16 protein-coding genes are annotated in these 19,857 nt (G+C 69.1%); 7 read left to right on the top strand and 9 right to left on the bottom strand.

Translation table 11 applies throughout. The features are described 5' to 3' along the window. Both GAS53_RS27905 and GAS53_RS27900 read right to left on the bottom strand, forming a co-directional pair. Nucleotides 1-1,386 carry an ABC transporter permease gene (locus tag GAS53_RS27905; RefSeq protein ID WP_151480480.1) on the bottom strand — a complete coding sequence of 462 codons (1,386 nt, stop codon included), beginning with the start codon at nt 1,384-1,386 and terminating at the stop codon, nt 1-3. Nucleotides 1,387-1,486: 100 nt separating this feature from the next. Next, nucleotides 1,487-2,761: an ABC transporter permease gene (locus tag GAS53_RS27900; protein WP_151480479.1), complete on the bottom strand. Its 1,275-nt coding sequence runs from the start codon at nt 2,759-2,761 to the stop codon at nt 1,487-1,489. A gap of 149 nt (nt 2,762-2,910) precedes the next feature. On the opposite strand from GAS53_RS27900, the gene GAS53_RS27895 reads away from it, so the two are divergent. Together GAS53_RS27895 and GAS53_RS27890 are read left to right on the top strand one after the other, a co-directional pair. Further along, nucleotides 2,911-3,573 (top strand): response regulator transcription factor, encoded by a 663-nt coding sequence (locus GAS53_RS27895; protein ID WP_151480478.1) that lies wholly within the window; start codon nt 2,911-2,913, stop codon nt 3,571-3,573. Next, nucleotides 3,564-4,784: a sensor histidine kinase gene (locus GAS53_RS27890; protein WP_151480477.1), complete on the top strand. Its 1,221-nt coding sequence runs from the start codon at nt 3,564-3,566 to the stop codon at nt 4,782-4,784. The genes GAS53_RS27895 and GAS53_RS27890 overlap by 10 nt, the downstream gene beginning before the upstream one ends. A 308-nt stretch (nt 4,785-5,092) precedes the next feature. Here GAS53_RS27890 and GAS53_RS27885 read toward each other — a convergent pair whose 3' ends face one another. Then, entirely contained in the window at nt 5,093-5,335 is a 243-nt protein-coding gene (locus GAS53_RS27885) for a hypothetical protein (RefSeq protein WP_151480476.1), read from the bottom strand. 204 nt (nt 5,336-5,539) lie between these two features. Here GAS53_RS27885 and GAS53_RS27880 point away from each other — a divergent pair, with 204 nt between their 5' ends. The 4 genes from GAS53_RS27880 to GAS53_RS27865 all read left to right on the top strand — a co-directional run bounded on the left by GAS53_RS27880 (nt 5,540) and on the right by GAS53_RS27865 (nt 10,550). Beyond that, a complete protein-coding gene (locus tag GAS53_RS27880; protein WP_151480475.1) occupies nt 5,540-6,898 on the top strand; it encodes a sensor histidine kinase in 1,359 nt (452 codons plus the stop codon). Then, a complete protein-coding gene (locus GAS53_RS27875) occupies nt 6,886-7,545 on the top strand; it encodes a response regulator transcription factor (protein WP_151480474.1) in 660 nt (219 codons plus the stop codon). The genes GAS53_RS27880 and GAS53_RS27875 overlap by 13 nt, the downstream gene beginning before the upstream one ends. Nucleotides 7,546-7,745: 200 nt before the next feature. After that, complete coding sequence (locus GAS53_RS27870; RefSeq protein WP_151480473.1) at nt 7,746-8,954, top strand: serine hydrolase domain-containing protein; 1,209 nt, start codon at nt 7,746-7,748, stop codon at nt 8,952-8,954. Nucleotides 8,955-9,296: 342 nt separating this feature from the next. Beyond that, nucleotides 9,297-10,550: an erythromycin esterase family protein gene (locus GAS53_RS27865; protein ID WP_225859121.1), complete on the top strand. Its 1,254-nt coding sequence runs from the start codon at nt 9,297-9,299 to the stop codon at nt 10,548-10,550. Between the two features lie 187 nt (nt 10,551-10,737). Here the strand turns inward: GAS53_RS27865 and GAS53_RS27860 are convergent, their stop codons facing one another. The 4 genes from GAS53_RS27860 to GAS53_RS27845 all read right to left on the bottom strand — a co-directional run bounded on the left by GAS53_RS27860 (nt 10,738) and on the right by GAS53_RS27845 (nt 16,444). Further along, a complete protein-coding gene (locus tag GAS53_RS27860; RefSeq protein WP_225859120.1) occupies nt 10,738-11,322 on the bottom strand; it encodes an ABC transporter permease in 585 nt (194 codons plus the stop codon). Nucleotides 11,323-11,650: 328 nt separating this feature from the next. Continuing rightward, nucleotides 11,651-12,616 (bottom strand): glycoside hydrolase family 6 protein, encoded by a 966-nt coding sequence (locus tag GAS53_RS27855; protein ID WP_151480470.1) that lies wholly within the window; start codon nt 12,614-12,616, stop codon nt 11,651-11,653. Between the two features lie 110 nt (nt 12,617-12,726). Further along, the gene (locus GAS53_RS27850; RefSeq protein WP_151480469.1) at nt 12,727-14,757 is read right to left on the bottom strand and encodes a non-reducing end alpha-L-arabinofuranosidase family hydrolase; all 2,031 of its coding nucleotides are present in this window, start codon (nt 14,755-14,757) and stop codon (nt 12,727-12,729) included. A 52-nt stretch (nt 14,758-14,809) separates the two neighbouring features. Then, nucleotides 14,810-16,444, bottom strand: a complete 1,635-nt coding sequence (locus tag GAS53_RS27845; RefSeq protein WP_192583322.1) for a glycoside hydrolase family 43 protein — start codon at nt 16,442-16,444, stop codon at nt 14,810-14,812. Between the two features lie 470 nt (nt 16,445-16,914). On the opposite strand from GAS53_RS27845, the gene GAS53_RS27840 reads away from it, so the two are divergent. Further along, a complete protein-coding gene (locus tag GAS53_RS27840) occupies nt 16,915-18,561 on the top strand; it encodes a glycoside hydrolase family 27 protein (protein ID WP_151480467.1) in 1,647 nt (548 codons plus the stop codon). A gap of 420 nt (nt 18,562-18,981) precedes the next feature. On the opposite strand, the gene GAS53_RS27835 is transcribed toward GAS53_RS27840, so the two are convergent. Together GAS53_RS27835 and GAS53_RS27830 are read right to left on the bottom strand one after the other, a co-directional pair. Beyond that, a complete protein-coding gene (locus GAS53_RS27835; protein WP_151480466.1) occupies nt 18,982-19,368 on the bottom strand; it encodes a fic family toxin-antitoxin system, toxin component in 387 nt (128 codons plus the stop codon). Further along, the gene (locus GAS53_RS27830) at nt 19,365-19,661 is read right to left on the bottom strand and encodes a type II toxin -antitoxin system TacA 1-like antitoxin (protein WP_225859119.1); all 297 of its coding nucleotides are present in this window, start codon (nt 19,659-19,661) and stop codon (nt 19,365-19,367) included. The genes GAS53_RS27835 and GAS53_RS27830 overlap by 4 nt, the downstream gene beginning before the upstream one ends. Nucleotides 19,662-19,857: the final 196 nt, after the last annotated feature.

Here is a 19,857-nt window from a genome sequence, read left to right as displayed (position 1 = left end):
TCACTTGCCCTTCGTGAGGATGGTGCGGGGGCTGAGGCGCAGCACGGCACCGCCCGGGATGGCGGTGGCGAGGAGGCCGATGCCGAGGCCGATGGCGCCTACGGCGACGACGTCCGCCGGGTCGAGCGCCACGGTGATCTTGTCGATGGGATCGGCGTTCTCGACCGGCTGGTCGTCCATGTCGATGCCCTCGCTGAGCCCGGTGCTGCCGGGGCCCGGGGGCTGCCACGAGTCGAGCTTCTGCTTGGCGGCGGAGGCTTCGTTGCCGAGCAGGGACTGGCCGGCGCTCTGGGTCAGGCTCGGGGCGAACAGGGAACTCACCCCGATGGCGATGGCGGCCACCACGACGATCTCCAGGGCCTGTTGGGCGATGAGCTTGCTCTTCTTCTCGCCCATGGCCAGCAGGACGCCGTACTCCTTGCGACGTTGCTTGACGGCGAGGTTGACCAGGAGGGTCAGGACGGCTGCGCCGGCGATGGCCATCAGCCACATGGCGACGGTGGCCGTGGAGCGGATGCTCTTGAGCGGGCCCGTCATCTGCTGGATGGCCTTGTCGTTGGCGTCCAGCTTGAAGCCATCGAGCGCCGAGCCGGCGATCCGCTTCGCCTCGTCCTTGAACGCGCCCTGCACATCGGCGTCCTGGAGGAGGAACGTCGCCTTGTCGACCTGCAGCGGCCCCTTCCCTTCGGACCCGAGTGCGGAGAGGCCGCCCACTGTTCCGTACAGCATGTTGGCTGGGTTGACGAGGTGCTCCGGCTCGGGTTCGGTGCTGGGTCGCGGGTCGCGGTAGACGCCGCCAACGGTGAAGTCGGCCGTGGTCTTCTCGTCGTTGCCGGTCAGTGTGATCCTGTCGCCGATCTTGAGACCGTTCTTCCTGGCCAGCCGCTCCTCGATCAGCAGTTGCTTCTTGTCCTTGTCGGCGGCCGTGAGGTGCTCACCGGACAGGAGCTTGAACTTGCCGCTGCGGAAGTCGGGCAGCAGCGAGGAGTCGAGCACGCCGATGCTCGGGGTGCCGCCGGGGCCCATGGGGTCGGCCGGGCCGCCCTCGACCAGCTTGAACTTGCCCTTGAGGATGGCGCGGTCCCACATCGAGTAGGTGTACTTCTGCACCTGGGGCAGCGCCCCGAGCTTGTCGACGGTCGCGGCGTCGATGCGCGGGGCCTGCAGGCCGCCGCCACCGGCGCCTCCCATGGCGCCCATATCCATCTCGAGGTTGACCTCGGCGCCCACAGAGCGCTTGGCGTCCTGCTCGGCCTGGGCCGTCGCGTCGTTGATCAGGACACCGGCCAGCACCATCACGGAGATGACGAGGAAGGTGGCGAGGGTGATCAGGGTGCGGCCCTTGCGGGCCCACAGGCTGAACCCTGCGCGTTTGACGAAGTTCATGGGTATCGGCTCTCTCGGCGCGTGCCGGTGGGTGGTCGTGTGATGTCGGTGGCTGGTCCATGCGGCGATGCTGGCTGGTCCATGCGGTGTCGGTGGCCGGCTACTCGGTGTCGGCGAGGATGGAGCGGGGGTGCAGACGGAGGATCCCGATGCCCGGGATGACGGTGGAGACCAGGGAGATCCCGAGCCCGATGCCGGCGACCTTGCCGACGGTGGCGGGCTCGACGCGCACCATGGGCGGAGCGATCTCGGCATCCGGCGCACCGGCCGACGTGACCGGCTTGCCGCTCCGGCCGTCGAGGAGCGCGTCACCCGCGGACTGTCCGGCGAGCGAGCCGGCCAGAGCGGCGATCGCGACGGCGGGCAGGGCCACGGCAGCCACCTCCACGGCGTGCTGGCCGATGAGCTTCCACTTCTTCTCGCCCATCGAGAGCAGCACCCCGAGCTCAGCGCGCCGCTCGCGGATCTGCAGCGTCACGATGAGGCCGAGGATCAGTGCTCCGGCCAGGGCGATCACCCAGACGATCAGTCCCGCGAACGTGCCGACCTGCTGGATGGGGCGGACCTGGTCCCGGTACGCCTTGTCGTTGACGCGGAAGTCGAACCTGCCCTTGCCGAGGAGTCGCTCGGCCTCGGCGTGCAGCTGCTCGGCCTGGCCCGGCGAAGCGATCTTGAACACCGCCTCGCTGACCGTCTCGCTGCCGGTTCCGACTTTCTGGGCCGTGCTCACCGGTACGTACAGCGCGTTGCCGGGCAGTTCGTGCGGCGGCGTCCAGTTCGTCGGATCCTGCATCGGGTCCTGGAAGATGCCGACGACCGTCAGCGGTACCGTGCGCTTGCCGTCCGACGACCGCACCTGCATGGTGTCGCCGACCTTGAGGTGGTTCTTGTCGGCCAAGCGCTGCTCGATCATGGCGACGTCGCGGTCCGCGTCCTCAGGGGTGATGCCGCGGCCCGCCGTGATCTTCGTCGAGCCGTACGAAAAGGGCAGCAGCATGCCCGAGTCACGGACGCCGTTCACGGCCAGCGTGGCCTGTTCCTTCTCCTCGGCTCCGGTGCCGCCCGGCTTCGGCGCATTCGACGCCAGTGGTGTGAAGCCGCGCGCCCCGGCCCGCACTGGAAGCTCTGGGTTGTAGCGGTGCACCAGGTCCGAGGCGCCGAGCCGGTCGGCGAGGGCCGGGGTGAGGCCCGTTTGCTTGACGGTGACGTCGACGCCGATGGTGCGCTGCGCTTCGGCCTCCTGGCGGGTGGCGGCGGCCTGCAGCAGGAAGCCGGCGAGGAGCAGGGTGCAGATGACGACGAAGATCGCCAGCAGGGCGGCGGTCCTGGATCTTCTGGCACCAAGGCTCATCCCGGCGCGCTTGACGAAGTTCATGCCCAGACAGAAGCAGCCTGCTGTGTGCAGCGGGATAAGGGTGTTACAGCGGCATAAAGGCCCGTCCGGCCCCTACAGCGCCGACAGGCTTGGAGCACACCGCTCCGCGTCCTTATCCGGCTGAACCGTGATCTTGGTTTCATGTGGACATGAGAGTCCTGGTAGCCGAAGACCACCGCGTTCTCGCCCGCACCATCGCCACCGGCCTTCGCCGGCAGGCGATGGCGGTCGACATCGCCGCCACCGGGGCGGAGGCCGAGCGGATGTGCCTGCTCACCGCGTACGACGTGTTGCTCCTCGACCGCGACCTCCCGGTCATGAGCGGTGACGAGGTGTGCAGGCGGCTGCGTGAACTCGCCGACCCGCCGCGGATTCTGATGCTGACCGCGGCCGGCGAGCTCACGGACAAGATCTACGGCCTTACGACGCTCGGCGCGGACGACTACCTCGCCAAGCCCTTCGACTTCGCCGAACTCGTCGCCCGCGTACGGGCGTTGAGCCGCCGTGCGCCGAAGCCGCCCCCCGCCGTGCTGCGTTTCGGGAGCATCACGCTGGATGAGACGCGGCGCGAGGTGTCCGTGGACGGCCGCCCGCTGGAGCTGACCCTGAAGGAGTTCGCGGTTTTGCACCTGCTGCTGAGCGCCGGTGGAGCGCCGGTGCCGCACGACGAGCTCGTCCGCACCGTCTGGGACGAGCACCTCGACCCGCGTACCAGCGCGGTCCGCGCCGCGGTCAGCCGGCTGCGCGGCAAACTCGGCGACCCCGGCCTGATCGTCGCCGACAAGGGAGAGGGATACCGGCTGTGCGACTGAGCCCGCGGGCACTGCTGAGCAGGCTGCCCTTCCGCGCCCGCCTGGCCGCCGCCTTCTGCGGGCTCTTCCTGCTCGCCGGCATCGCCCTGCTCGCTTTCGTGGTGCTGCTCGCGCGCTACGGAACGGATCAGCAGGTCGAGGGGATGGCGGTCAGCTATGGCGATGTGTCGAGCGGCGATGCGCCGTACGGCGAGGCGCCGAGCGGCGCTGCGACGCCCTTCGAGCCCGCGCACCCCACTCGCCCGGATCGCGCACCTACGGCCCTGAGCGACGTCGCCATGATCCAGAAGGTCGACCAGACCGTGCAGGCCGTCCAGGACACCGCGCTGCGCCAGATGGTGCTCTGGTCCGCCGTCGGACTCCTGATCACGGCGCTTCTTGCCGGACTGCTCGGCTGGTGGCTGGCCGGACGGGCTCTGCGTCCCGTCGCCTCCATGACCGAAGCCGCCCGCCGCATCAGCGAACAGAACATGCACCAGCGCCTCGCGCTCACCGGCCCCGACGACGAACTCCACCGCCTCGCCGACACCTTCGACACCATGCTCGACCGGCTCGAGAAGTCCTTCGAGAGTCAACGCCGGTTCGTCGCCAACGCCTCCCACGAACTCAAGACACCCCTCGCGGTCCAGCGCACCAGCCTCCAGGTCGGCCTCGCCGATCCCCTGCCCGACGGCCTCGCCGACGTCCGGGAGGACCTGCTCACCGCCAACCGCGAGGCCGAACAGCTGATCAACGCCCTGCTTCTGCTGGCCCGCAGCGACCGCGGCCTGGAAGCGACCGAAAGCGTCGACCTGGCAGCCACCGCCCGGCTCGTGACCGCCGAACTCGCCCCGCAGGCAGCCGAGAACGGCGTGCACGTCGACCTCGACGCCGACACCCCGCTGGCCGTCCCCGGTGACCCTGTCCTGCTGCGCCACCTGCTGACGAACCTGATCCGCAACGCCATCCAGTACAACCACCCCGGCGGCCACGTCCGCGGACGTCTCGACGCCCGCACCGTGACGGTGACCAACACAGGCCCCCACGTGCCCGCCGAACGGATCCCCGAACTGTTCGAGCCCTTCCGACGCCTCGACGGGGACCGCACCGCCGCTACCGGCCACGGCCTGGGACTGTCCATCGCCGCCTCCATCGCCGAGGCCCACCACGCCACGCTCACAGCGCGCCCCGGCGCCGAGGGCGGGCTCGCCCTCACCCTGCGCTTCCCCTGAGCGCCTGCCAGGGCAGAAGCTCCAACACCCGTGTTCATGAGCTGCCGACACCTGACGGCCGTATCGCCCCGCAGGACGCCGACAGTTGGGCGACGGCTTCCGGATCTTGCCCATTCCCCAGCAGCAACTGGAGCACTGCGTGGCGAGTGCGGCGGCGGGCTGGTGGGCGCGGTCGATGGGGGAGTTGGTCTGGATGAGCCCGTCGATGTCGTCGGCTGCGTCGGCGTGGGCTCGGACCCACCGCGGGGCTCAGGCGAGCATCGTCCTACTGACGTTCCGAGTGGCCGGCTTCTGCGAGGCGGCCCCTCTCATCGCCGGCCCCGCAGATGACGGGTGACGAGCACCGTCACGCACAGCGCGGTGACCGCGCCGCAGGCCAGGTGGACCTGGGTGGAGGCAGTGCCGAACGAGGCCGCCATATTGCCGACCGTGCTGATGACCAGCACCAGCCACAGGGCCGTACGCACGACGCCGTCCCGGGTGACGCCGTGTCCGGCCGGGTCTGCGTTTTCGGCGTTGTCGTCGAGACGGTAGGAGTCGGTGGTCGTCATCTCTGTCCCTCTTCGTGGTCTTCGAACGCTTCAGGCCCTGGGTGGGCCTCGCTGTCCTCACCGAAACTACGGATCAGCACCCCATGCGGCCGAGCCCGCCAGCAGCCCGAGTGGGGGTACAGCAGGCGCTACCTCTACTCTCCTCAACAACAGTGGACCGGATGCCCGGATGGGGATGTTGGGGAGCGAGAGGGGAGCGGGCGGATGCCTACCTCGATCCGGCACGACGAGCCGGCTGAGGGCCGGGAGGCCGACGGGCGGGCGGTCGAAGGAAGCGGAACCGGAGGCAGCGGAACCGGGGGCGGTGGGGGTGGATCCGGGGGCCGGTCCGGAGCCCGGGGCACCGTGGTCCGGACGGCCGGTGCGGCCGGCGCCGCGCTCGGGGAGCTCGTCGGCGGACTCGGTACGGCGGTGCTGGCGCTGCTCGTCCTGATCTGGACGGCCGTGACCGCCGTGGCATCCCTGGCGGGCGTCGGCCTGCCCATGGCGCCGCTCGTACTGCGCGCCCTGCACGCGCTCGCCGGACACGAACGTGCCCGGCTCGGCCGATGGGGCTCCCAGGTCATCGGCCCGGACCCGGCGCCGACCCGGCTGCGGCTCGCCGTCGTCGACCCGACCACGCGGCGGGAGTTGAGCTGGCTGGCCCGCCATGCCTCGCTGGGTCTGCTGCTGGGCCTCAGCGGGGCGCTGCTGCCGCTGCTGGCCGTGCGCGACACTGCCTTCCCGCTGTACTGGCGGCTTCTGCCGGAGGGCGCGACCAGTACGTCCCTGGGCATAGGGGTCGCGCAGACCTGGGCCGACGCGATCGCCGCCGCCCTCCTGGGGCTCGGCTGGATCGCTATCATCCTCGGCCTCACCCCCGGCATGGCGCGACTCCAGGCGCGGCCGGGACGCATCTTCCTCGCGGCCGGACCCGACACGGACCTGTCCCTGCGCGTCGCGGAACTCACCGCCACCCGGGCGGCAGCCCTGGACGCCCACGCGACCGAACTGCGGCGCATCGAGCGCTCGTTGCACGACGGCACCCAGAACCGGCTCGTCACCGTCACCGTGCTGCTCGGCGCCGCGCGCCGCATGGTGGCCCGCGACCCGTCGGGCGCCGACGAACTCCTCGAACGGGCCCAGAGCGCCGCCGAGCAGGCTCTGTCCGAGCTGCGCTCGGTCGCCCGTGGCATCCTGCCGCCCGTACTGGCCGACCGGGGGCTCGCCGGTGCGCTCACCGGACTCGCCGCGAGCTGCCCGGTGCCCTGCCGGATCGACGTCGAGGCGCCCGAGCGGTGCGCCGCGTCGGTGGAGGCGACCGCCTACTTCGTGGTGGCCGAGACCTTGACGAACATCGCCAAGCACAGCGGGGCGCGGCAGGCCCGAGTCAGGGTCCGCAGTCGTGGCGGCCGGCTGTGCCTGGACATCACCGACGACGGCCGGGGCGGTGCCGACGAGGCCGGCGGCTCCGGTCTCGCCGGCATCCGCAACCGGATCGCGGCGCACGACGGCACCCTCGAACTGGCCAGCCCGCCCGGCGGCCCGACAACTCTCAAGGTGGAACTGCCATGCGGATTGTGATCGCCGAGGACGACGCGCTGCTGCGGGAGGGGCTCGCGCTGCTGCTGCGCGCCGAGGGCCTCGACGTGGTGGCCACGGCGGGTACGCCCGACGGCATCCTCGATGCCATCGACACCCACAAGCCCGACGTCGCCATCCTCGACGTGCGGATGCCGCCGACGCACACCGACGAGGGGATCGTCGCGGCCGTCGAGGCCCGGCGACGCAGGCCCGATCTGGCGGTTCTCGTCCTTTCGGCGTATGTCGAGCAGTCCTTCGCCACGGAGCTGCTCGTCGGCGGGGTCACCGGGCTCGGCTATCTGCTCAAGGAGCGGGTCGGCAGGGTCGAGGAGTTCCTGGACGCGCTCACGCGGGTGGCGGCCGGGGGAACGGCCATCGACCCGGAGGTCGTCGCGCAGCTCTTCACCCGCAGTCGCCAGGACACCCGTCTGGAGCGGCTCAGTCCGCGCGAGCGCGAGGTGCTCGCGCTGATGGCGGAAGGGCTGGGCAACGGAGCCATCGCCGAACGGCTCGTCGTCACGGACGGCGCCGTCCACAAGCACATCCGCAGCATCTTCGCCAAGCTCGACCTGTCACCCGCCGACCAGGTGGACCGCCGGGTCGCGGCGGTTCTGAGATACCTGGACGACGCACGACGGCGCACCTGACAGTACGTCAGCGAACCCTGGCCATCGAGACATTGAACCAGGGGCAGGGCCAGGCCGGTACAGCAGGCGCCACCCGCGCGGGGGAGAGGGCACCCCCACCGAATGGCCCACCTGCCTGATCGTGACGCACGGCCGGAGTTCCCAGCGTGGTGATCACACCTCGACGGAGGCCCGACCGACATGCAAGGAGCGTCCGACTGATGAAGACCAGGCTCACCTCCCGTCTGGTGGCCACGACCCTGGTGACCGCGCTCGCCGGTATCGGCCTGACTCTGCCCGCAGCGGTCGTGACCGGGTCCGCGGCCGAGCCGGTGCGCAGCGAGACGTACGACCTGACGCACGACACGTCGCACAGCAAGGCGCTGCAGGCACATGTGGACGCGATCATGAAGACCGGAACCGTCGGCGTCGTGGCCCGGTCGACAGGCCCGCGAGGCTCCGGGTACGCCACCGGCTGGGTGGCCGACAAGGCCACGGGCGACGCCGCACGCCCCGGTGACCGCTTCCGGATCGCCGGCACCAGCAAGACGTTCGTCGCCACGGTGATGCTGCAACTCGTCGGCGAGGGACGCCTGTCGCTGGACGACACCGTGGAGCACTGGCTGCCGGGAGTCGTGTCCGGCCACGGCAACGACGGCAGCGCGATCACCGTACGGCAGCTGCTCCAGCACACCAGCGGACTGTTCGACTACACCTCGGACTTCCCCGAGATGGCCAGTGTGGCCGGCTACCAGGCGGACCGTTACACCACCTGGACACCGGAGCAGCTGGTCTCCATCACGATGCGACACACCCCGGACTTCGCGCCCGGCACCGGGTGGGGGTACTCCAACACCAACTACATCCTGGCCGGAATGATCATTCAGAAGGCCACCGGGCACAGCTGGGAGCAGGAGGCCACCGCGCGCATCATCCGCCCGCTGCACCTGCGCCACACCCTCGCCCCGACGACGTACTCACGGATACCCGGCCGCCACCTGCACGGCTACTCCAACTTCGGGGAGGCGGGACCGTCGATCGACGTCACCGGGTTCGACCCCTCCGCGGGCGGCGCGGCAGGCGCCATGATCAGCACGACGGCCGACCTGAACCGCTTCTACCAGGCGCTCCTCGGCGGCCGGCTGCTGCACCCGGCGGAGCTGGCGGCAATGAAGGCGACCGTACGGGCCCCGGAGCTGGACCCCGGATGGCCTGGTGTGCGGTACGGCCTCGGCCTGATGGAGGTCCCGCTGTCCTGCGGCGGCGCCTACTACAGCCACGGCGGCGACCTTCCCGGCTACACCACCCGCAACGGCGTCAGCGCCGACGGCCGCCGGGCCGTCGTCCTGATCGCGACCGGCGACGGCTCCTCCGACATGTCCACCCAGCAGGCCCAGAACCACCTGATCGACGGCGAACTCTGCGCCTGACACCGGGTCGGCCCGACCGCGACGGCACCCCCTCCGGTGCCGTCGCGGCCGGGCCCAGTCGGCAACCCGCTCACACTGGGCCAGCTCAGTCCCGTCGTACATGGTGGTGCCGGGTGTCCGGCGGTAGTGCCTGCGGTACCTGGAGGTGGGCACCGTACGGGTTGGTGACGCCCCCTGTGCGCACGGGAATCTATGGCCATGATGCGACGCAAGGCAGTAATCATTCCCTCGGTCCTCCTTTCCTTTGGGGCGGCGGCAGTTGCCACTCCGGCCATCGGGAACACGACGCAGGACTCATCCTCTTCGGCCTCGGTATCGAGGACTTCGGCCTCTGAGCGGCACGTGGAAAATGTGGTCGCTGCCATCGAGCGCAGTGCTCTCACGCTGAGGAGCACTGAGCCCGAGGGCAGTCTGCGGGACCTGGACGTGCTGGGCCGAATGGTCAAGGGCACCAAGGTGGTGGGGCTGGGCGAGGCCACTCATGGTTCGCAGGACTTCTTCCGCATGAAGCACCGGGTCTTCCGCTATCTGGTTGAGGAGAAGGGCTTTCGGTCCTTCTCCCTGGAGCTTCCCTGGAGCAGCGGGGTGCGGCTCAACGAGTACGTATTGGACGGCGAGGGCAACCTGAAGGACATAGCGCGTGAGGAGTTCCAGGGTTCGTACCGGATCTGGAACAACCAGGACTACCTCGACCTCATCGAGTGGATGCGCGACTACAACCGTCAGCACCCGAACGACCCGGTGCAGTTCATGGGCAACGACATGGGCTACGCCGGGCCGGAGTTGTACGAGCGGGTGACCGGCCATGTGGCCCGCAACCATCCGCAGTTGCTGGAGCGTGTCACCGAGTTGTACCGCGGTCTGGCGCCGACCACCGACGCCGGCACCTACAGCGAGGAGTACTTCAAGCTGTCGCTGGCCGAGCGCAAGGAACGGGCGGAGCGGACCGAGAAGGTGTACGAGCTGCTTCGGAAACAGCGCCCTGGTGCCGGTGCGGACAAGCAGGCCCACATGTGGATGGTGCAGCACGCCAGGGCCATCCATCAGATGGCCGCGGGCATGTCCTTCGACTTCAACAACGAGGTCCAGAGCGCGGAGATGATGAAACTCCGTGACCAGGTGATGGCCGAGAACGTGGCCTGGTGGCACAAGCACACCGGCGACCGGATCCTGCTGTCGGCGCACAACACCCATGTGTCCTACAACTCGTTCGATACCCGGTACCCCAAGACTCAAGGCGCGTTCCTGCGCGATGCGTTGGGCAAGGACTACGTCAGCATCGGCTTCAGTTTCTACCAGGGTGCCTTCAAGGCATTCGGCACCGAGGACAATGTGATGCGCACCTACCGTGTGGGTGCCGCGAAGCCGGGCTCCAACGAACACACCCTGGACAAGGCCCGCCCGGACGACTACATCCTCGACATGCGCACGGTCCCCAACTTCGCGCGCGCCTGGTTGGACAAGGAGCGTGTCACCTGGAACATCGGCGCCGGGTGGCCCGATCCCATGGAGTACAAGACTGCCCTGGGCCAGGCACATGACGTCCTCATCCACCTGAACGACGTCGAAGCCACCACGTACCTGGGCACCCCCTGATGCTCGACTCCAGCACAGCGCGGGAGAGCGCCCGGCGTTTGGCGGCGCACCTTCAAGGCCGCACAAGTGGTGTCACCTCGGATGAGTGATCTTGTTGGGTCAGCGAGTCGATGCTGCTCAGCGCAGCCCTTCAGTGCCTGAGCCGTAGGCTCTTGGGACTCAAGCACTGTGAGCTTCGAACCGGCGCTCAGGAGGGGGCTCGCAACGCTTCGACGGGTTCCATACGGGAAGCCCGTAGCGACGGGTACACTCCCGCGAGCAGCCCGACCAGTGCGCCGGCGACCGGCGCGCCGAGGGCAAGTCGGCCGTCCAGTACGGGAGTCCAGTCCTTGAGCGCCGACACGGACACCACGACGACCATGCCCAGGGCCGCGCCGATGACGCCGCCCAGCAGGCCGACCGTGGTCGACTCCATGAGGAACTGCCCGGCGATCTGCCGGCGCGAGGCGCCCAGGGCACGCCGCAGCCCGATCTCCCCGATCCGTTCCATCACGGTCACCAGCGTGACGTTGGCGATGCCGATGGCACCCACGATCAGGGAGACCAGTCCGAGGACCAGGAACAGGCCGTTGACATCGCCCTGAACACCTTTGCGGGCCTTCGACAGATCGGGCGGCGCGAGCACGGTGAGCGCCTCCGCGTTGTTGGGCGAGAGGGCTATGGGTGACTGCCTGGCGACCTGCTGCGCGGCACCGAGTGAGGTGTTGATCAGGACTCGGTTCACCAGGTCCAGGCCGAGGCGGCCCTTCGCTGTGGTGGGAGGCAGGATCACCGAGGTGGAAAGGCGCTGTTCGCGCTCTGGACTCGGGGACGGAAGTCGAGCCCAGTGCGTACTCCAGCCCCGGCGAGGGGTGTCGGTCGCTGGGAGGGGATCGGGAGCTGGTCCGACGGGGCTGGATAACGCATCCTGACGAGGCATCATTCCCTGTCGATGCCCATGTCTGCCTCAAAGGCGCCTCGGCCGCGACACTCGCCGAAGTCGCAGGGATACTCGACACCGCGACCCTTGATCCGAAACGGTAGGTGTTCGCCCTGCCCCCACCGGGCTCGCCGGTCTCGCCCCTGACCCGGTGCCGGAACTGCGCCCGAGTGGTCCCGGATCAGTAGCCGTAGATCATCTTGTACGCGACCTCGGGGAGGAACTGTCCGGCCGAGGAGCCGGTTCCGGCGCCGCAGTTGCCGTCGGACTCACCCGGGACCTTGATCCACAAGAGCATCTCGGCGCCTCCGCCCAGCTGGGTGGGGGTGCCGATACGGCGGCCCGAGGGGTTGCACCACTGGCCGTTGGAGCCGTTGCCGTTGCGGCTGGTGTCCACGACGAACGGCTTGGTGTAGCCGTACCGGGCGCCCAGTTCACTGTTGACGGCGTTGCCGTACGCGGTGTTCTCGGCCGTGGTCAGGTAGTTGGAGACGTTGAGCGAGAAGCCATGGGCCTGTCGGAGGCCGGCTTCGTGGAGGCGCCGGGCCATGGTCGCCGCGCTCGCCCAGGCCGGGTTGCCGGCGTCGAGATAGACCCAGGTGTTGGGAGCCTGGCGGTTGAACTCGGCGAGCGCGCCGGTGAGCATGGCCTCGCGTTCGCCGATCTGGGCCTGGTTCATACAGCCGTAGTCACCGAGGGAGTCCGGTTCGAGGACGACGACGGCCGGGCGGCCCGCGATCCCGCCCGCGAACTGGGCGATCCAGTTCGCGTAGGCGGACGGCGAGGAGGCTCCGCCCGCGGAGTGCCCGCCGCAGTAGTCGCGGTTGTAGATGTTGTAGGCGACAAGGACGGGCAGCTTGTCCCGGGCGTCCGCGGCGCCCACGTACGCGCCGGTGGCGGTGCCGATGGTGCCGCTCCAGGAGCCGAACCAGCGGGCCGTCGGGGTGCCCGCGATGGAGGCGTTGATCGCGGGCGCCCGGCCGTCACCGGGGTTGGCGGCGACCCACCGCTTCGCGCTGGAGTCGGGGTCCACGTAGAACCCGTTGGTCATGGTCGTCGGGTCGGCCGCGCGGGCGGGCGGTGCGGCGGCGAGCGCCAGCGGCAGCGAGGAGAGCGCGGCTACCAGGGCGAGCAGTCTGCGGCGCATGACGGTACCTCGGTTCTCTGACAGGGATGCGTCGGATGGTCGGCGGTGAGCATGGGGAGCGCTCCCATCGGCAGCGCTCCCATTGGAAGCGCTCCCCACGGCACGGTCGGTCAGCAGGTCGAGTTGGTCTGGGTGAGGAGGCCGAGCCGCCACGGGAGGGTGTTGTAGTCGCCGCTCGCGTTGGGGTTCATGCCCTGGTAGAGGTACTGGAGCCGGCAGGCCGGGATGGTGAGTGTCTGGTCGTAGCCGGCGCGGATCATCTCGCCATGGCTGATGTCCCGGGTCCAGGCCCCTGAGGGGAAGGTGACGTTGTTCGCCCTGGCGAACGGGTTGCTCTCGGACGCGGCCAGGGGGGTCCAGGAGCCGGCGAGGCTGGTGGAGGTCCAGGAGCGGAAGTAGCGCCGGCCGTCCGATCCGATGGCCTCGACGAGGAGCAGGTACTGGTTGGAGCCCTGCACCTTGTAGACGTTGCTCGCTTCGAACAGGGCGTATTTGGAGTCCTGAGCCGCGATGACGGTGTTGGTGAACCCGTTCGGGAACTGGCCGACGGTCGTCTGCGAGCGGTACAGGTGTCCGTTGTCGTCGGAGGAGAACAGGTAGCAGTTGGCGCTGTCGCAGATCACCCACATGTCGACCCAGTAGCCGTTGCCAATGTTCTGCCGGATGATGTCCGGCATCGACGAGTAGAAGTTGCGCGGAGCGCTCCACCCGTTCGGATTGCTGATGTCGGGGTTGGTGGAGTACGAGGCGTTGCCGGTCTGGTAGACGAGGTACCACAGGCGTTGCGGCGCGTTGTAGAAGACCTGCGGCGCGGCCCGGTAACCGGACCCGATGGCGGTGCGGTCCAGGTAGTGGTGTGTGGCCGAGCCGGCCTGGGACCAGTCGTTGAAGTTCAGGTAGACCAGGTTGTAGCCGGAGGAGCTCGCGGTACTGGCGAACACGTGGTACTTGCCGTTGTACTGGACGACCGTCGGGTCCTTGATGCCGGCGATGTTGTGTGTGGCGTCCGGCTTCGGTGAGATCAGCGTCCCGCTGGAGCTCCAGGAGAAGCGGGAGGGCAGCGCGGCCGGCGCGGCGGCGGACCGGGGCGGGGGAGCGTCGGTCTGCCGCGTGCTGGCGGGCGTGCCGCCCAGCGTCGTCAGCACTGCGTTGTACGCCGGCTTCTTGTTGCCGCCGCGGTCGAACAGCAGCGGGTTCTCCCCGGCGCGCCAGGAGTCGCTGTCGCGGATGCCCCAGACGGTGATGCCGGTGCAGCGCGCCACGTTCATGCAGGCCCGGACGGTGTTCGCGTACGCGTTCGGCGATGCCTGCGCGATGTCCAGTTCGGTGATCTGGACGTCCACGCCGAGGGCGGCGAAGTTCGACAGCGTCGTCTGGAAACTGGCGGGCGGGCCGCCGGTGCCGAAGTGGGCCTGGAGGCCGACGCAGTCGATGGGCACGCCGCGCGCCTTGAAGTCGCGGACCATGCGGTAGACGCCCTGGGTCTTCGCGTCGCTCCAGTTCTCGATGTTGTAGTCGTTGTAGCAGAGCTTGGCCGCCGGGTCGGCCGACCGCGCGGTGCGGAACGCCTCCTCGAGGAAGCCGTTGCCCAGCACGTCCCGGAAGACGGAGCTGCGCAGCTGACCGCTGCCGCCGTCCGCGAAGGCCTCGTTGACCACGTCCCAGGAGTGGATCCGGCCCTTGTAGCGGTTCATCACCGTGGTGATGTGGTTGTTCATCACGCCGCGCAGCGTGTTCGCGTCCCTGATGGAGCTGACCCAGCCGGGCAGTTGGGAGTGCCACACCAGCGTGTGGCCGCGCATGCGTTGACCACGGGCCGCCGCGCGGTTCATGATCTGGTCGGCGGCGCCGAAGGTGAACTGTCCGCGGGAGCGCTCCGTGGCGTCCCACTTCATCTCGTTCTCGGCTGTCACCGAGTTGAACTCGCGGTCCAGGATGCCGGTGTACGTGCTGTCGCCGAGCCGTCCGGCGGCCACGGCGGTTCCGAAGTAGCGTCCGGACTGGGCGGCTTGGGCGCCCAGGGTGGAGGCTTTGACGTCGTCGGGTGCGCCGGTCGCGGTCCCGGGCGTCACCAGGGCGACCGTGGCCAGCAGGGCTAACACCGAGGCTCGGCGACGGCCGAGTCGTTTCAGCGGGTTCATGGTTCTCCTCGTACGGTTGCGTGGGGGGTTGGGTGTGCGATCCTCCGATCGTTCAGGGCGTGGACAGCTCGAACCGCGTGACGCGGACCGCTCCGCCGAGCGCCTGCGTGGCGTGGTTGAAGAGGGCGAATCGGTAGCCCATGAAGAACCGCCAGTCGTTGCCCATGGAGAAGGCGGGCCCGAGGCGGGTGAACGTGGTGCCGTCGGTGCTGTAGGAGAAGGTGCCGGGGCGTGCCGCGCCGGGTCGGATGTCCGCGCCCGCGCGCAGCCAGATGCGGCCGCCTGAGACGGGCGCGCTCGCGACCTCGGTACCGGTGCCGGTGGTGTTCCAATTGCCGTCCATGGTCAGCCCGTTGACCATCACCACCCGCGTCGCGCCGCCGTCGCGCTTGACGCCGATCCAGGCGGACGAGTCACGCAGCAGCGCGAGTCCGGCCCGGTCGCCGTCCCGCATCGCGGTGTGGTCGAGCTGGACCGTGGCGGTGGAGGTGGGGCCCTGGATGCGATGCGTGAGGGTGTTACGGGCCGAGTAGAGGTCGTTGGTGACGGTCGCGGTCCGCAGGGTCAGGCCGCTGTTCACCGACCATTTGGTGTTGTCCGGATTGTGGTTCCACTCCCACCTCGGCTTGAGGGCCGTGCCGTCGAAGGTGTCGACGCCGGTCATGGGGGTGACCTGGCGGGGCGGAGGAGGCACGGCAGGGCTGGGATAAGAGGCGCCCCATGCGCCGTTGACGAGTTGCACGACCGGCCAGCCGTCCGCGGTCCAGGTGACCGGCGCCAGAGCGGGCATCCGGCCACCGGGGTACGCGTCGACGAAGGCCAGGTAGTACCAGGCGCCGTTCTGCGTCTGCACCAGCCCGCCCTGGTGTGGGACGCCACCGCCGGGGATCGGCCCGCGCAGGTCGAGAAGGACCTGCCGCATCGTGTACGGACCGAAGGGGCCGCTCGACGACTTCAGGATGTACTGGCCGTTCGCGGGGCGGGTCAGGAAGATGTAGTACTGCCCGTTGATCTTGTAGAAGCGGGAGCCCTCCAGGGTGCCCACGCTCGACGGTGTCGTGAACACCTGCTGTGTGCGGACCTGGTTGCGGCCGTCGGGCGAGAGCTGGGCCACGTTGATGGTGGTGTTCCCGTACGCCACGTAGAGGGTGTCGTCGCTGTCGACGAGCAGCCCCGCGTCGTAGTAGGGGGTGCTGATCGTCGTCAGCCTGTTCCACGGCCCCTCGGCGGCGGTGGCGGTATAGACGTACGTCCGGGCGAAGTCGATCTGGCCGAGCCAGTAGAACGTCCTGTTGCTCGGCCGGTAGGCCAGCGACGACGCCCAGATCCCCCTGACATAGCCACGGGCACCGTTCAGGTCGTACTTGGCGCCGAAGTCGAGTACGGGCACCGAGTGGCCGGCGATCTCCCAGTTGACCAGGTCGTACGATCGCAGGACGGGCGCGCCCGGCGAGTAGTGCATGGTCGAGGCCGAGGCGTAGAAGGTGTCACCGACGCGGATGACGTCGATGTCCGCGAAGTCCTGCCAGATCACCGGGTTCGTGAAGGCCGCCGCGGTCGCGAGGGCCGGCCCTTGGGCGGAAGCGGTGCCGGGGGCCGCCGTCGGAGGAAGCAGGGCACCGGCGGTCAGGCCGGTTGCGGCCGTCAGTGCGCGGCGACGGGACAGAGATTGATGAGTCCATGACATCTGCACGGGTGGCGTTCTCCTTGTGTGGCCCAGCCGTTGGTGGTTGGAGTTGTCCGGAGGTGCCCTGCTGGTTCGTGCGGAGCGGCTGCTCTGTGTACGAGATGTCGAACGCAGATCGGCTTGTCGAGCATTCTGGATGATAGGGGGCCGGTGAATCCCGTCAATACATCTCGCATGGATCGTTTGCAGGTACGAAACATTCGAGTTATTTGATCCCATGTCGCCGCAGGCAAGTTGTTCGGATGATGCGGATGCGCCGCCTTCCGCGAGCCTGTATGGCCGGATCGTGAAGGCGGTGCGGTGATGGGTGTTGACATGTTCGATGGCCTCCTTAGTATCCGTGAGGCCCTTGGTTTCCGAATGGCTTACGAAATTTCGAACTGCCCATCTCTCTTCTGTCCAGTGTCATGGACGTGACATTGATCTTCGTGTCACCCGCCCATGGCGCCTTTCCGCGCAAGGAGCCCTTGGTGCCCAGACGATCAGGCAGACGACTGCTCCGCCTCCTCGCGACCATCGTGCTGACGGTCGCCGCGTCCGTGACGGCCTCCGCTCACTCCACCGCCTCGGCCGCGCCCGGCAGCCCGGCGCTCACCCCACCGTTGGGCTGGAACAGCTGGAACAGCTTCGGGTGCGGGATCACCGAGGCTCAGGTTCGCCAGGCCGCCGACGCGATGGTGTCCTCGGGCATGCGGGACGCCGGCTACCGGTACGTGGTGGTCGACGACTGCTGGTTCGACCCGCAGCGCGACGCGGCGGGCAACCTGCGGGCCAACCCGACCAAGTTCCCGAGCGGGATGAAGGCGCTCGGGGGCTACATCCACGGCAAGGGCCTGAAGTTCGGGATCTACCAGGTGCCGGGCGAACGCACCTGCGCGCAGACCACCGGCGCCTATCCCGGGTCGACGGGCAGCGGAGGGCACGAGGCCCAGGACGCCGCCACGTTCGCCTCGTGGGGCGTCGACTACCTCAAGTACGACTGGTGCTCCTCCAGCGGCACCCGTGACGAGCAGATCGCGCGTTTCAAGCTCATGCGCGACGCCCTGCGCGCCACCGGGCGGCCGATCGTCTACAGCATCAACCCCAACAGCTTCCACGCCATCACCGGTGCCACGTACAACTGGGGCGAGGTCGCCGACCTGTGGCGGACGACCGAGGACCTGCTCGACATCTGGCAGAACGGCAACACCAACAGCTATCCGATGGGCGTCGGCAACGTCCTGGACGTCACCGCGCCGCTGGCGGCGCAGTCGGGTCCCGGACACTGGAACGACCCCGACATGCTGGTCGTCGGCCGCCCCGGCCTGTCACTGACCGAGTCCCGCTCCCACTTCGCCCTGTGGGCACTGCTGAGCGCACCGCTCATGGCCGGCAACGACATCCGCACCATGTCCGCCGACGTGAGCGCGATCCTGCGCAACCCCCGTCTGCTGGCGGTGAACCAGGACTCTCTGGGCGCGGGCGGGCGCAGGGTGCGCGACGACGGCAGCGCCGAGGTGTTCGCCAAGCCCCTCTCGGACGGCTCGGTCGCGGTGGGCCTGTTCAACCGCGGAGGGGGCGCCGCGACGGTCACCGCCACGGCCGCACAAGTCGGCCTGTCCGGCGGGCCGTTCACCCTCACCGACCTGTGGACCGGCGGCACGTCGAGCACATCCGGACAGATATCGGCGAGCGTCCCCGCGCACGGCGTCGCCGTCTTCCGGGTGACCGGCGGCAGCCCGCTCGCCGCCACCACATCGCGTCTGCGGGGCAACGCCTCCGGCCGTTGCGTGGACGTGGACAACGCCTCCACCGCCGCCGGGACCGCGGTTCTGCTGTGGGACTGCCACACGGCCGCCAACCAGCTGTGGACCACCTGGGCGGGCGGCGAGATCCGCGTCTTCGGCGACAAGTGCCTGGACGCCTACAACCAGGGCACCACCAACGGCACCCGGGTGATCACCTGGCCCTGCAACGGCCAGGACAACCAGAAGTGGGCGATCGGCTCCGACGGATCGATCCGCAACGTCCACGCCGGGCTGTGCCTCGACGTCAACGGGGCCGGCACCGCCGGCGGGACCCCGCTCGTCCTGTGGACCTGCAACGGCCAGGCCAGCCAGAAGTGGACCCGCGCGTGAGCAACCATGGCTTTGGAAGGGGAGTTGCACGTTGACGACGGCACGGCCTGCGCCATGACGGTGACTGCACCGAAGTGACCGACGGTTCGTCGGCGCCCGACCTGTCGCTCTCCGCCTCCGGCTGAGTACCGGGTCGGGCGGCGGGCGGGGCGTTTGGCGCTCCACGGTGTACGTCAACGGCACCAAGGCCGCCGAACACCAGGGCGGCTACGACAAGTTCGGCTCCGACATCACTGACGCGCTGAAGCCCGGCCGCACGAAGATTCAGCGCGCGTCCATCGGTGTCCTTTCGAGGGAACCACCGGCTTCAGCCGGTGGTTCCCTCGAATCCGTGAGCGCGCTGCGGAGCAGCGCAGCACTACCCCTTTTTGAGGGTGGCTCAGGCCCAGTTCCGGATCAGCGCCTTTGCCGTCACACGGTTCAGGTGATGGTCCAGTCGCGGAGTTGGCGGGCGATCCGGGCGACACCGAGCGCTCCGGAAGCGGCGTCGCGCACGAGTGCGACGGCCGCCTTGGGCGGGTACTCGAGCTCGTGTGCGTTGAGGATCAGGTAGGCCTCGGTTGCGTGCCAGGCGAAGGCCTCACCCGAGTGCTCCAGGCACGGCAGCTTCGCCAGAGTCTGCAGCAGCGCCGCCGCCTTGAGATACAGGGATCCGTAGATGTCGCGCTCCATCGCCCGGGCGTTGACCCGCGCGACAGCGGCGTAGAGCGGTCCGTAGTCGTCGACCTGGGGGTCACCGTCGAGCAGCTCGGCGGCGTGCAGCAGGAACGTGACGTCGAGCGGGTGCGGCAGGTCCGGCTGCGTCACGCGGCGTTCCCTCGCCCCTGGTGCTCGAGCTCCCGCCGTGCTTCCTGCTCGGCCGCCCGCTGCTCAGCACTGGGATCCACCATGCTGGGCTCGGCCGAGAACGCTGCGCCACTGCGGGCCATGGACGTCTTGAAGCCCTCCAGGAAGCGCTCTTCGACGGCGGTCGCGCGGGCGTAGGCAGCGGACAGGATGTACTCCTGCATGCTGACCCCCTCCTGCTTGGCGGCGGCCGCGATCGCCGCCCGCTGCTCGGGGTCGGGGAAGCGTAGATTCATCGCCTTGGGATCCGACATGGCACCGATGGTACCAGTGGTACCGCACCGCCTGAAGGTCCCGTGCTGGAGGAACCGAGCCGGGCGGCGGCTTCCGCCGGGATCCGCTCCACCACGCCACGCCACCCGCGAAAGACGTCGTACAGCGGCAGCGGCTCCATCCCTTGATCTTCGTAGGGAATCACGGTCTTCAGGCCGGGCGAGAAAGCGATCCTCG

The sequence above is a fragment of the Streptomyces albicerus genome (assembly GCF_008905045.1).
GTDB lineage: Bacteria > Actinomycetota > Actinomycetes > Streptomycetales > Streptomycetaceae > Streptomyces > Streptomyces albicerus.
This window is presented reverse-complemented; position numbering and strand designations above follow the sequence as displayed.